Annotated in this window: 9 protein-coding genes; 5 read left to right on the top strand and 4 right to left on the bottom strand. The window is 59.4% G+C overall.

Annotated features, from left to right (window positions below):
* Position 1: 1 nt before the first annotated feature.
* The 4 genes from GVL50_RS05590 to GVL50_RS05575 all read right to left on the bottom strand — a co-directional run bounded on the left by GVL50_RS05590 (position 2) and on the right by GVL50_RS05575 (position 2661).
* Positions 2 to 952 (bottom strand): transporter, encoded by a 951-nt coding sequence (locus GVL50_RS05590; protein ID WP_159812047.1) that lies wholly within the window; start codon positions 950 to 952, stop codon positions 2 to 4.
* On the bottom strand, positions 952 to 1137 hold the full coding sequence (locus tag GVL50_RS05585; RefSeq protein WP_053120624.1) for a hypothetical protein: 186 nt from the start codon (positions 1135 to 1137) through the stop codon (positions 952 to 954). Before GVL50_RS05585 ends, GVL50_RS05590 begins: the two co-directional genes overlap by 1 nt.
* 10 nt (positions 1138 to 1147) lie before the next feature.
* Positions 1148 to 1939 carry a hypothetical protein gene (locus GVL50_RS05580; RefSeq protein ID WP_159812046.1) on the bottom strand — a complete coding sequence of 264 codons (792 nt, stop codon included), beginning with the start codon at positions 1937 to 1939 and terminating at the stop codon, positions 1148 to 1150.
* A gap of 293 nt (positions 1940 to 2232) precedes the next feature.
* Positions 2233 to 2661 carry a YciI family protein gene (locus GVL50_RS05575; RefSeq protein WP_159812045.1) on the bottom strand — a complete coding sequence of 143 codons (429 nt, stop codon included), beginning with the start codon at positions 2659 to 2661 and terminating at the stop codon, positions 2233 to 2235.
* Between the two features lie 313 nt (positions 2662 to 2974).
* Here GVL50_RS05575 and tpx point away from each other — a divergent pair, with 313 nt between their 5' ends.
* The 5 genes from tpx to GVL50_RS05550 all read left to right on the top strand — a co-directional run bounded on the left by tpx (position 2975) and on the right by GVL50_RS05550 (position 12783).
* Positions 2975 to 3475: a thiol peroxidase gene (tpx, locus tag GVL50_RS05570; protein WP_008086450.1), complete on the top strand. Its 501-nt coding sequence runs from the start codon at positions 2975 to 2977 to the stop codon at positions 3473 to 3475.
* Between the two features lie 186 nt (positions 3476 to 3661).
* Positions 3662 to 4969 (top strand): MdtA/MuxA family multidrug efflux RND transporter periplasmic adaptor subunit, encoded by a 1308-nt coding sequence (locus GVL50_RS05565; RefSeq protein WP_159812044.1) that lies wholly within the window; start codon positions 3662 to 3664, stop codon positions 4967 to 4969.
* Complete coding sequence (locus GVL50_RS05560) at positions 4966 to 8067, top strand: MdtB/MuxB family multidrug efflux RND transporter permease subunit (protein WP_159812043.1); 3102 nt, start codon at positions 4966 to 4968, stop codon at positions 8065 to 8067. The genes GVL50_RS05565 and GVL50_RS05560 overlap by 4 nt, the downstream gene beginning before the upstream one ends.
* Positions 8068 to 8209: 142 nt before the next feature.
* Complete coding sequence (locus GVL50_RS05555) at positions 8210 to 11317, top strand: efflux RND transporter permease subunit (protein WP_159812042.1); 3108 nt, start codon at positions 8210 to 8212, stop codon at positions 11315 to 11317.
* On the top strand, positions 11314 to 12783 hold the full coding sequence (locus GVL50_RS05550; RefSeq protein WP_053120609.1) for an efflux transporter outer membrane subunit: 1470 nt from the start codon (positions 11314 to 11316) through the stop codon (positions 12781 to 12783). Before GVL50_RS05555 ends, GVL50_RS05550 begins: the two co-directional genes overlap by 4 nt.
* Positions 12784 to 12969 lie beyond the last annotated feature (186 nt).

Here is a 12969-nt window from a genome sequence, read left to right as displayed (position 1 = left end):
TCTAGAAAAATGCCAGAGTCATGTTGACGCTGAAGCCGTTGCCTTCAGGACGATTTTTGGTGTCGAACTCCGGTACCCAGCGGGCGCTGATATTGGCTTGGGCGTCGGCGAATTTACCCGACCAGCCCACCACCGGGCCGGCGCCAACGGAACGACCGCGATAACCGTTGAACGTATCGGCAGTCTGGCCTTTGTCGTCGGTCAGTTGCTGGATATAACCCGCCGCAACCCCGGCGCTCCAGCCATTGCCGAAACCGTGGGTCCACAGGGCGTCGAGGGTGAAGATGTTGCCGTTGCGATAATCGGTGGCGTCGTTCTCGGTGTAGAACTCCAGACCGCTGGACAGCGTCAGCTCGCCACCCTTGCCGTCGAGGTGGGTGAACGCCACGGTCGGCATGAACGTGTAATTGTTCTGCCCCGGGTTGGCCAGTCGATCGTCGTTATAAGCACCGGTCGGCACGTAGATCGGCAGGGACAGCGAGATGTGGTTCAACTCGTCGAAGTGGTAACCGGCGGCGATCGGCGTGATCAGGGCGTCGGCGAATTGGGTGCCGGAGTCGCTGTCACCCAGCGTGCGCCCGCGCGGGCCGGTGATGCTGGCTTTGATGTCGGTGTACTGCACCGGAATGCCAACGGCCGAGGCGTAGTTCCAGCTACCTTTGCCGGTGTCCCAGACGTGGGTGAAGTTGGCCATGGTGTACGACACTTTCATGTCGATCCCGCCACTGACCGCGCCGGAAATCGGCGCACCGTTGCTGCCTTTTAGCGAGCCGTCGTACCAAATGTTGGTCAACGACATGACCCAGCCCGGCTCAGGCGGCACGATACCGGCGTTGGAAAACACCTGTTGACCGGTAATTGGCCGGCCAACACCGCCCTCGGCGGCGTACAGCAGCGGACTGCCGATCATGCACAGCGCCAGTAACGGGCGCACAACGTAAGGCTTGACCATCAACGACTCCGCTTAAAGTTCTGGCTGTATAAATATTCGAATAGAGGCGCCGCCGGGCGCTCGGTCGCTGCATAGATAGCGCTCCGATCTGTTTGCGGGCTGGCGATGGATTCCTGGGCGCCGACGCCACAGCTGACAAACATCGTCATCAAGCTGTAGCCGGCGGCCTTGAGGGTAACCTGCATAGCGTCTTCCTTACTTGCCGAAGGTCAAGTTAATGCCGGTATAAACAACGAATTGCGGCAGGCCGTCGCCTTTGCGGTCGACGGTCCACTGCGGTTCGATAAAGGCGTTGACGATGTTGCCGCCCGATTTCCAGGCTTTGCCCACACCCAGGCCGAGCGGGATGTAGTGGGTGTCGTTTTTCAGGTCGAACGTCCAGGTGCCGGTGGAGCGCAGGTACCAGCCTTTTTCCAGGTTATGGATGATGAACGGCTGCATGGTCGCGCTTTCAACGTGGGCGCGGTCGCTGTCGCCAGCGAAAGAACTTTGATACTGCACCAGTGCGCCGAGCAATCCGCGCGGGGAGGCGTCGATCGCGACAGCCGCGAGGCCCCCTTGCCATTTGCCGGTGCCGAGCTCGTCCTGTTCGGCGGTCGGCGCGGTGATCAGCGGGCCAATGCCCAACTGCACGCCTTCGGTTTTCAGAATAAAAATGTCGAACAGGTTCAGATCGCCCATGCCGGTGCTGTAACCGTTATGCGGATCGGGGCGGGTGCTGATGGGCAGCGTCGCGCGTACCAGTTGTGGCACACCGATGAAGTCGTTCGGGGCGATCGGCAACGTGCCGCGCAGCAGGACGTCATTGGTATGAGCGTTGCTGTCGTAGAGTTTGGGGGTGTAGTAGTCCTGCAGGTTGGCGCCCGGCGCCACGTTCAGCGGGTTGTTACTTTTATTGGAGTCTTCGGCGTTGTCTGCTTGCGCGAACGGCATAGCCGCCAGCGAACTTGCCAGAAAAAGAGTCTTCCCCACTCGATTGCACTTCATCCCCGATTCCCTGGTGTCTCACTGGACAACTCGGCACTTGTCGGCCGTACGGCGTAATCCCTTTCTTTTCAAGCCTCTAGGACACGTCTTGTTTACGCTAGCAGCTTATCCAAAGTCTGCCAGTCGAATGTATTAATTCTTTGGTTTTGTGTACTTGTTCACCATTCGGTTGTGTACTAAAAAATTATCTCACCTGTAGGAGCTGCCGAAGGCTGCGATCTTTTGATTTTGTTTTTACGGACAAGATCAAAAGATCGCAGCCTTCGGCAGCTCCTACAGGGGGCGTGAGGGGTTTAGTTGTTTTTCTTTGCTTGGTCGCGGATGCGCTCTTCTTGGGCGCGAGCCTCAGGAGTGAATTCTGCGCCAAAGTCTTCAGCGGAAAATATCTGGCGAATCTCGATGTCGGAATCGGTGCCCGGCATAGGGTTCGGGCAGCGCTTGACCCACTCAATGGCTTCTTCCTTGGATTTAACGTCCCAGATCCAATACCCGGCGACCAATTCCTTGGTTTCGATGAAAGGGCCATCAGTCACCGTACGTCTGTCGCCGGAGAAGCGCACACGGGCGCCTTTGCTACTCGGGTGTAAACCGTCCGCCTCGACGAGGATGCCGGCCTTGGCCAGCTCCTCGTTGAAATTGCCCATCGCGGTGAGCAGTTCTTCACTGGGCATGACGCCGGCTTCCGAATCGGCGCTGGCTTTTACGAGGATCATGAATCGCATGGCGGTTACTCCGAAAAGTGTGGGGTTCACTGCTTAATCGAACGGGCCAGACATGAATCGACAGCATGGTTGAAAAAAATCAGGATCGCCCGCATCCCCGTGTAGGAGCTGCGGCACGCTGCGATCTTTTGATTTTGTTTCGAGGATCAAAAGATCGCAGCCTTCGGCAGCTCCTACCGGGATCTCGGGTTGTATACAATTTCGCGCGTCGGCACCTGACAATTTCATTTTGGGCATAGGTCGTCGGACAATTTCGTGGTTAACTTCCGCTTCTTGCATGCTCTCCAACCACAACGTTAGAAGGACTCAAGTCATGGCTCAAGTCACCCTTAAAGGCAATCCGGTTCAAGTCAACGGCCAGTTGCCACAAGCCGGTTCCAAGGCGCCAGCCTTTTCCCTGGTTGCCGGCAATCTGTCCGACGTCACCCTGAAAGACTTCGCCGGCAAGCGCAAAGTCCTCAACATCTTCCCAAGCGTTGACACCCCGACCTGCGCCACTTCCGTGCGCAAGTTCAACGCTCAGGCCAACGAAGTCGCCAACACTGTCGTGCTGTGCATCTCCGCTGACCTGCCGTTCGCTCAAGCACGCTTCTGCGGCGCCGAAGGTCTGGAAAACGTTCAGAACCTGTCGACCCTGCGCGGTGCCGAGTTCATCGAAAACTACGGCGTGGCCATTGCTGACGGCCCGTTGAAAGGCCTGACCGCCCGTGCCGTCGTGGTGCTGGACGAGAACGACAACGTGCTGCACAGCGAACTGGTCAAGGAAATCGCTGAAGAGCCGAACTACGATGCCGCTCTGGCCGTCCTGAAGTAAGCTCTGCCACAGCGCTTTTACAATTGTTAACGGCCTGGCTCTGTCCAGGCCGTTTTCATTTGTGTATCAGTGTTTTGCCTCACACCTTGAAACGTAAGATGAAGGTAAATTGCCGGTAAAGCTGCTTTGCTTAATCGTCACCAGTGCTTATCGTTCAGCCTCCCGTAAAAGAAGCCCACGCGCCCAATGGTTAATCACTCCATGCAATCGTCCCCCCGCAACACCCGTCGCTGGCTGATCAGCCTGCTTGTCTTGTTGGTTATCGCTGTTCTGTGCTGGAAATTCTGGCCGGCCGGTTCAGCCCACAAGGAGGGCGGTGATAAGGCGGCGGCCGGTCATGCCGGGCGTTCGGGGATGATGAGGCCAGGCTTCGGCGGCGGTACCGGGCCGATTCCGGTGCGCGTGGCGCCGGCGGTCACCGGTGACTTTCCGCTGTATTACAAAGCGCTGGGCACGGTAACGGCGCTCAACACCATCAATGTGCGCAGCCGGGTGGGCGGCGAATTGGTGAAGATCAATTTCGAAGAAGGGCAGATGGTCAAGGCCGGCGACCTGCTGGCAGAGATCGATCCGCGTCCTTACCAAAATGCCTTGCTGCAGGCCGAAGGCACTTTGCTGCAGAATCAGGCGCAATTGAAGAACGCTCAGGTCGACGTCGAGCGTTATCGCGGTCTGTTCAAGGAAGACAGTATCGCCAAGCAGACACTGGACACCGCCGAAGCGCTGGTCGGCCAGTATCTGGGCACGGTAAAAACCAATCAGGCGGCGGTCAACGACGCCAAGCTCAATCTTGAATTCACCAAGATCCGTGCACCGATTGCCGGTCGCGTCGGTCTGCGTCAGGTCGACGTCGGCAACCTCGTGGCGGCCAACGACACCACGTTCCTCGCGGTGATCACCCAGACCCAACCGATCAGCGTCGCCTTCACGCTGCCGGAAAACAGCCTCGAAACCGTCCTCGCCCGCTACCGCAGCGGCGCCAAATTGCCGGCCGAAGCGTGGGATCGTGGCGACACCAAACTGCAAGCCACTGGCGTATTGCAAAGCCTCGACAACCAGATCGACGTTGCCACCGGCACCCTGAAATTCAAGGCCCGTTACGACAACCGCGATCAAGCGCTGTTTCCGAATCAATTCGTCAATGTGCACCTGCTGGCCGACACCCTCAAAGGCGTGGTACTGGCCCCGTCTGCCGCTATCCAGTTCGGCACCAACGGCACCTTTGTTTATGCGCTCGACGGTGACAAGAAAGTCACCATCCGCCAACTGAAAATCGGTGCCAGCGATGGCAATAACACCGTGATCACCGAAGGCCTGGCCGCCGGCGACCGTGTGGTGCTGGAAGGCACCGACCGCTTGAAAGAGGGCAGTGAAGTGGAAGTGGTCAACGACAGCAATGCCGTGCCGACCACCCCAACCGAGCACTTGCAGGGCAAATCGGCTGCCGCCACGCCAGACGCTGCCGTGACTGACAAGGCCAAGAAGGGCGCATGAACATTTCGCGGCTGTTCATCCTCCGTCCGGTAGCCACTACCCTGAGCATGCTGGCCATTGTTCTGGCCGGCCTGATCGCTTATCGCCTGCTGCCGGTCTCGGCGTTGCCGCAGGTCGATTACCCGACCATCCGTGTCATGACCCTGTATCCCGGCGCCAGCCCGGACGTAATGACCAGCGCCGTGACCGCGCCACTTGAACGTCAGTTCGGGCAGATGCCGGGTCTGACGCAAATGGCCTCGACCAGCTCCGGCGGCGCGTCGGTGCTGACCCTGCGTTTCAGCCTCGACATCAACATGGATGTTGCCGAACAACAGGTGCAGGCCGCGATCAACGCTGCGACCAATCTGCTGCCGACCGACTTGCCGGCACCGCCGGTGTACAACAAGGTCAACCCGGCAGACACCCCGGTGCTGACCCTGGCCATTACCTCGAAAACCATGTTGCTGCCCAAACTCAATGATCTGGTCGATACGCGCATGGCGCAGAAAATCGCCCAGATCAGCGGCGTCGGCATGGTCAGCATCGCCGGCGGTCAGCGTCAGGCGGTGCGGATCAAGGTCAACCCCGAAGCCTTGGCGGCCAACAGCCTCAATCTGTCTGACGTGCGCACCTTGATCGGTGCCTCCAACGTCAACCAGCCGAAAGGTAACTTCGACGGCCCGACCCGGGTGTCGATGCTCGACGCCAACGATCAACTGACGTCGCCCAAGGATTACGCCAATCTGATCCTCGCCTACAAAAACGGCGCGCCGTTGCGACTCAAGGATGTTGCGGAAATCGTCGATGGCGCCGAGAACGAACGCCTCGCCGCGTGGGCCAACCAGAATCAGGCAGTGTTGCTGAACATTCAGCGTCAGCCGGGCGCCAACGTCATTGAAGTGGTCGACCGGATCAAGGCGCTGCTGCCAAGCATCACCGACAACCTGCCGGCCGGCCTCGATGTCACGGTATTGACCGACCGTACGCAAACCATTCGCGCCTCGGTAACCGATGTTCAGCACGAACTGCTGATCGCCATCGCGCTGGTGGTCATGGTCACGTTCCTGTTCTTGCGTCGTGCCAGCGCCACGATCATTCCATCGGTGGCGGTGCCGTTGTCGCTGATCGGCACCTTCGGTGTGATGTACCTCGCCGGGTTCTCGGTCAACAACCTGACGCTGATGGCGTTGACCATCGCCACCGGTTTTGTGGTCGATGACGCCATCGTCATGCTGGAAAACATCTCCCGATTTATCGAGGAGGGCGACAGCCCCATGCAGGCAGCGCTCAAGGGCGCCAAGCAGATTGGCTTCACCTTGATTTCCCTGACCCTGTCGTTGATCGCCGTATTGATTCCGCTGCTGTTCATGGCAGACGTGGTTGGACGCTTGTTCCGCGAATTCGCCATCACCCTGGCAGTGGCGATCCTGATTTCGCTGGTGGTCTCGCTGACCCTGACGCCGATGATGTGCGCGCGGTTGCTCAAGCGTGAACCAGAAGAACATGAGCAGGGCCGTTTCTATCGCGCCAGTGGCGCAGTGATCGACTGGATGATCGCCGAGTACGGGCGGATGCTGCGTTGGGTGCTCAAGCACCAGCCGCTGACCTTGCTGGTAGCCATTGGCACGTTGGCGTTGACCGTGTTCCTTTACATGATCGTGCCGAAGGGCTTCTTTCCGGTGCAGGATACCGGGGTGATTCAGGGCATTTCCGAGGCGCCGCAGTCGATTTCCTTCGCCGCCATGGGCGAGCGCCAGCAAGAACTGGCGAAGATCATTCTTGAAGACCCGGCGGTACAAAGCCTGTCGTCGTACATTGGTGTCGACGGCGATAACTCGACACTCAATAGTGGCCGCTTGCTGATCAACCTCAAACCGCACAATCAACGGGATCTCACCGCCACGGAAGTGATTGCCCGCCTGCAGCCGAACCTGGACAAACTGGTCGGCATCCGTCTGTTTATGCAGCCGGTGCAGGATCTGACTATCGAAGACCGCGTCAGCCGCACGCAATACCAGTTCAGCATGTCGTCGCCAGACTCGGAGTTGCTCAGTGAATGGAGCGGGCGTCTGGTCGAGGCACTGGCGCAACGTCCGGAACTGACCGACGTTGCCAGTGATTTGCAGGACAAAGGCTTGCAGGTGTATCTAGTGATTGACCGCGATGCGGCCTCGCGCCTGGGTGTGTCGGTGGCGAACATCACCGATGCACTGTACGACGCGTTCGGTCAGCGGCAGATTTCGACCATCTACACCCAGGCCAGCCAATACCGCGTGGTGCTGCAAGCGCAGTCCGGCGAGAAAATCGGACCGCAGGCACTGGATCAGATCCACGTGAAAACCACGGATGGCGCGCAGGTGCGCCTGTCGAGTCTGGCCCACGTCGAGGAGCGTCAGGCACAACTGGCGATCACCCACATCGGCCAGTTCCCGGCAGTGATGATGTCGTTCAACCTCGCCCCGGGCGTGGCGCTGGGGCATGCGGTGGACATCATTGATCAAGTGCAGAAAGACATCGGCATGCCGGTCGGCGTGCAGACGCAGTTCCAGGGCGCGGCCGAAGCATTCCAGGCGTCGCTGTCGAGTACCTTGCTGCTGATTCTGGCGGCGGTGGTGACCATGTACATCGTGCTCGGCGTGCTCTACGAGAGCTACATCCACCCGATCACCATTCTCTCGACCTTGCCGTCGGCGGCGGTCGGTGCCTTGCTGGCACTGCTGCTCAGCGGCAATGATCTGGGGATGATCGCGATCATCGGTATCATCTTGCTGATCGGTATCGTGAAGAAAAACGCGATCATGATGATCGACTTCGCCCTTGATGCCGAACGCAATCAGGGCATGGCGCCCGAGCAGGCGATCTATCAAGCCGCGCTGTTGCGTTTCCGGCCGATTCTGATGACCACGCTGGCGGCGCTGTTCGGCGCGGTGCCGCTGATGCTCGCCACCGGCTCTGGCGCGGAATTGCGTCAGCCGCTGGGTCTGGTGATGGTTGGCGGGTTGCTGGTGAGCCAGGTACTGACGTTGTTCACCACGCCAGTGATCTACCTGTACTTCGACCGCCTCGGTCGCCGGTTTGGCAAAACCAATGCCGACACTGAAGAGGTGCCGGTATGACTGTCTGCACGCATTCCCCTTGTGGGAGCGGGCTTGCTCGCGAAAGCGGCCTGCCAGCCGACATCAATGTTGAATGTCAAATCGCATTCGCGAGCAAGCCCGCTCCCACAGGGGAATGGTGTGATGCTGGGGATTGCGGTCAATGAATCTGTCCGGTCCTTTCATCAAGCGCCCGGTAGCGACCATGCTGCTGAGCCTGGCGATCATGCTGCTGGGCGGTGTCAGCTTCGGCCTGCTGCCGGTGGCGCCGCTGCCGCAAATGGATTTCCCGGTGATTGTCGTGCAGGCCAGCCTGCCCGGTGCCAGTCCGGAGGTCATGGCGTCCACCGTGGCCACGCCGCTGGAGCGCTCGTTCGGCGCCATCGCCGGCGTCAACACTATGAGCAGCCGCTCCAGCCAGGGTTCGACGCGGGTCATTCTGCAATTTGACCTCGACCGCGACATCAACGGTGCGGCGCGGGAAGTGCAGGCGGCGATCAACGCCTCGCGCAATCTGTTGCCGAGCGGGATGCGCAGCATGCCGACCTATAAAAAGGTCAACCCGTCACAGGCGCCGATCATGGTGCTGTCGCTGACCTCGGATGTGCTGGAAAAAGGTCAGCTTTACGATTTGGCCTCGACGATTTTGTCGCAGAGCCTGTCGCAGGTGCAGGGCGTCGGCGAAGTGCAGATCGGCGGCAGTTCGCTGCCGGCAGTGCGCATCGAACTTGAACCGCAGGCGCTGAACCAGTACGGCGTGGCGCTGGATGACGTACGCAAAACCATTGCTGACGCCAACGTGCGCCGGCCCAAAGGTTCGGTCGAGGACGGCCAGCGGTTGTGGCAGATCCAGGCCAACGATCAACTGGAGAAAGCCAAGGATTACGAGTCGCTGATCATCCACTACGCCGATGGCGCCGCGTTGCGCCTCAAAGACGTGGCCAAAGTCAGCGACGGTGTCGAAGACCGCTACAACAGCGGTTTCTTCAACGATGACGCCGCGGTGTTGCTGGTGATCAACCGTCAGGCCGGCGCCAACATCATCGAGACGGTCAACGAAATCAAGGCGCAACTGCCGGCACTGCAAGCGGTATTGCCAGCCAGCGTGAAGCTTAATCTGGCGATGGATCGCTCGCCGGTGATCAAGGCGACGTTGCACGAAGCGGAAATGACCCTGCTGATCGCCGTGGCGCTGGTGATTCTGGTGGTGTTCCTGTTCCTCGGTAACTTCCGCGCCTCGCTGATCCCGACGTTGGCGGTACCGGTGTCGCTGGTCGGCACCTTTGCGGTGATGTACCTCTATGGATTCTCGCTGAATAACCTGTCACTGATGGCACTGATTCTGGCCACCGGTCTGGTGGTGGACGACGCCATCGTGGTGCTGGAGAACATTTCCCGGCACATCGACGAAGGCGTCAAACCGATGGAGGCTGCTTACCTCGGGGCCAAGGAAGTCGGTTTTACCTTGCTGTCGATGAACGTCTCGCTGGTGGCGGTGTTCCTGTCGATCCTGTTTATGGGCGGGATCATCGAGAGCCTGTTCCGCGAATTCTCCATCACCCTGGCGGCGTCGATTGTGGTATCGCTGGTGGTGTCCCTGACGCTGACGCCGATGCTCTGCGCGCGCTGGCTCAAGCCGCACACGCCGGGGCAGGAAAACCGTCTGCAACGTTTCAGCCGCCGCACCAACGACTGGATGGTTGGCAAATACGCTACCAGCCTCGATTGGGTGCTGCGTCATCGCCGCCTGACCTTGCTCAGTCTGTTGATCACGGTCGGCGTCAACGTTGCCTTGTATGTGGTCGTGCCGAAAACCTTCATGCCGCAGCAGGACACCGGCCAGTTGATCGGTTTCGTGCGCGGCGACGATGGTCTGTCGTTCAGTGTGATGCAGCCGAAAATGGAAATTTTCCGTCGTGCTGTGCTCAAGGACGAAGCGGTGGAAAGCGTTGCCGGGTTTATCGGCGGCACCAACGGCACCAACAACGCCTTCATGCTCGTGCGTTTGAAACCGATCAAGGATCGTCAAATATCGGCGCAGAAAGTCATCGAGCGGCTACGCAAGGAAATGCCCAAGGTGGCGGGTGCGCAATTGATGCTGATGGCGGATCAGGATCTGCAGTTCGGCGGTGGCCGCGAACAGACCACCTCGCAGTACAGCTATATCCTGCAAAGCGCGGATCTCGGTTCACTGCGCGAGTGGTACCCGAAAGTGGTGACCGCGTTGCGTGCGCTGCCAGAGTTGACCGCCATTGATGCCCGCGAAGGCCGGGGCGCGCAGCAGGTGACACTGATTGTCGACCGTGATCAGGCCAAGCGTCTGGGCATCGACATGGACATGGTCACTTCGGTGCTGAATAACGCCTACAGCCAGCGGCAGATTTCGACGATCTACGACAGCCTCAACCAGTATCAGGTGGTGATGGAGGTCAATCCGAAATATGCGCAGGATCCGGTGACGCTCAAGCAAGTACAGGTGATTACCGCCGACGGTGCGCGCGTGCCGTTGTCGACCTTTGCTCACTATGAAAGCAGTCTGGAAGACGACCGCGTCAGCCACGAAGGGCAGTTCGCCTCCGAGGACATTTCCTTCGATATGGCCGAAGGCGTGACGGTGGAGCAGGGCAGTGCCGCCATCGAACGGGCGATTGCCAAACTTGGCTTGCCAGAAGACGTGATCGCAAAAATGGCCGGTACCGCCGATGCTTTCGCCGCCACGCAGAAGAGCCAGCCGTTCATGATTCTTGGCGCGTTGCTCGCGGTGTATCTGGTGTTGGGTGTGCTGTATGAAAGCTACATTCACCCGCTGACGATTCTGTCGACGTTGCCGTCGGCCGGGGTCGGCGCGTTGCTGTCGATCTATGCGCTGGGTGGCGAGTTCAGCCTGATCTCGCTGCTCGGCCTGTTCCTGTTGATTGGCGTGGTAAAGAAAAACGCGATTCTGATGATCGACCTGGCGCTGCAACTTGAACGCCACCAAGGCATGACTCCGCTGGAGTCGATCCGCAGTGCTTGCCTGCAACGTCTGCGGCCGATTCTGATGACCACGCTGGCAGCGATTCTCGGCGCCTTGCCGTTGCTGCTCAGCCGCGCGGAAGGTGCGGAAATGCGCCAGCCACTGGGCCTGACCATCATCGGCGGGCTGGTTTTCAGCCAGGTGCTGACGCTTTACACCACACCTGTGGTTTACCTCTATCTCGACAAGCTGCGCCATCGTTTCAACAAATGGCGTGGCGTGCGTACCGACGCCGCTCTGGAAACTCCGCTATGACTGATCGTTCGCTTATCCATATGGCCACTGTGCGCGGCTCGCGTCTGTTAAGCCTGTCGCTGTGCGTGGCGATGCTCAGTGCCTGCGCTGTCGGCCCGGACTACCAGCGCCCGCAGACCGCCGAAATCGCTCAGTACAAAGAAGCCGAAGGCTGGCGTCAGGCCAATCCGAGTGACTCGCTGGCCCGTGGCGCCTGGTGGGAGCTGTACGGCGATCAGCAGCTCAATGGCCTGATCGAAAAACTCAACAGCTCCAACCAGACGGTTGCGCAATCGGAAGCGCAGTTCCGTCAGGCGCAGGCCTTGGTACGCAGTGCGCGCGGCGCGTTCTATCCGAGTGTTGATCTGAGCGTGGGCAAAACCCGCTCCAGTCAGGGCACCGGCAGCAGCAGTTCGAGTTTGAGCAGTTCTTCCAGCGGTATTCGCGACACCTATAACGCGCAGTTGGGCGTCAGTTGGGAAGCCGATATCTGGGGCAAACTGCGCCGTGGTCTTGAGGCCGATCAGGCCAGTGCTCAAGCGAGTTATGCCGATCTGGCGGCGATGCGCCTGAGCCAGCAGTCGGAACTGGTGCAGAACTACCTGCAATTACGGGTAATTGATCAGCAGAAACGTTTACTCGAAGCCACGGTGGCGGCGTACGAGCGCTCGCTGAAAATGACTCAGAACCAATATCGCGCCGGTGTGTCCGGACGTGACGCGGTAGCGCAGGCGCAAACCCAGCTGAAAAGCACTCAGGCCGATCTGGTCGATCTGATCTGGCAACGCGCGCAATTCGAAAACGCCATTGCCGTGCTGACCGGGCAGGCGCCAGCCGAATTCAATATTGCCGAAACCCAGAACATCCCGAACCTGCCGCAAGTGCCGTTGAGCTTGCCGTCGCAACTGCTGGAACGCCGCCCGGACATCGCCTCGGCTGAACGTTCGGTGATTGCGGCCAACGCGAATATTGGCGTGGCGAAAGCGGCGTATTACCCGGATCTGTCGCTGAGTCTGAGCGGAGGTTACAGCAGCAGTACCTCGCAAGATCTGGTCAGCTTGCCGAACCGCTTCTGGTCGGTCGGGCCGAAACTTGATCTGCCACTTTTTGACGGCGGCATCCGTTCCGCCGAAGTCGATCGCACTGAAGCAGTTTACGATCAGACCGTCGCCAAATACCGCCAGACCGTGCTCGACGGTTTCCGCGAAGTGGAAAACTATCTAGTGCAGCTCAAGGTGTATCAGGACGAAGCCGCCGTACGCCAGGAAGCGCTGGATGCAGCGCGTGACTCTCTGCGCCTGACGGAAAACCAGTACAAGGCCGGGCTGATTGCCTATATCGATGTGGTGGTGGTGCAAGCCACGGCGCTGAGCAACGAACGCAGCGTGCTGAACATTCTGCAGAGCCGCCTGATCGCCAGCGTGCAACTGATCGCCGCGCTGGGTGGTGGCTGGGATGGCCAACTGGATGTAACCGACAGCAAATAAGCCCGCTCCCCCCTGTAGGAGCTGCCGCAGGCTGCGATCTTTTGATCTTGAAAACCAAATCAAAAGATCGCAGCCTTCGGCAGCTCCTACAGGGGGAAAGGTGCTTCCCAGAGCCTTGTAGGACGATCAAACAAGCGTTTCATCGGGTTGATGGCAATTTGCTTACTTTGTCAGTGCGTTCTTCCG

The organism is Pseudomonas sp. 18058 (assembly GCF_902706155.1).
GTDB lineage: Bacteria > Pseudomonadota > Gammaproteobacteria > Pseudomonadales > Pseudomonadaceae > Aquipseudomonas > Aquipseudomonas rustica.
This window is presented reverse-complemented; position numbering and strand designations above follow the sequence as displayed.

Coding starts and splice junctions, on each gene's coding strand:
- GVL50_RS05590 (WP_159812047.1), bottom strand. CDS start 952: ATGGTCAAGCCTTACGTTGTGCGCCCGTTACTGGCGCTGTGCATGATC.
- GVL50_RS05585 (WP_053120624.1), bottom strand. CDS start 1,137: ATGCAGGTTACCCTCAAGGCCGCCGGCTACAGCTTGATGACGATGTTT.
- GVL50_RS05580 (WP_159812046.1), bottom strand. CDS start 1,939: ATGAAGTGCAATCGAGTGGGGAAGACTCTTTTTCTGGCAAGTTCGCTG.
- GVL50_RS05575 (WP_159812045.1), bottom strand. CDS start 2,661: ATGCGATTCATGATCCTCGTAAAAGCCAGCGCCGATTCGGAAGCCGGC.
- tpx (WP_008086450.1), top strand. CDS start 2,975: ATGGCTCAAGTCACCCTTAAAGGCAATCCGGTTCAAGTCAACGGCCAG.
- GVL50_RS05565 (WP_159812044.1), top strand. CDS start 3,662: ATGGTTAATCACTCCATGCAATCGTCCCCCCGCAACACCCGTCGCTGG.
- GVL50_RS05560 (WP_159812043.1), top strand. CDS start 4,966: ATGAACATTTCGCGGCTGTTCATCCTCCGTCCGGTAGCCACTACCCTG.
- GVL50_RS05555 (WP_159812042.1), top strand. CDS start 8,210: ATGAATCTGTCCGGTCCTTTCATCAAGCGCCCGGTAGCGACCATGCTG.
- GVL50_RS05550 (WP_053120609.1), top strand. CDS start 11,314: ATGACTGATCGTTCGCTTATCCATATGGCCACTGTGCGCGGCTCGCGT.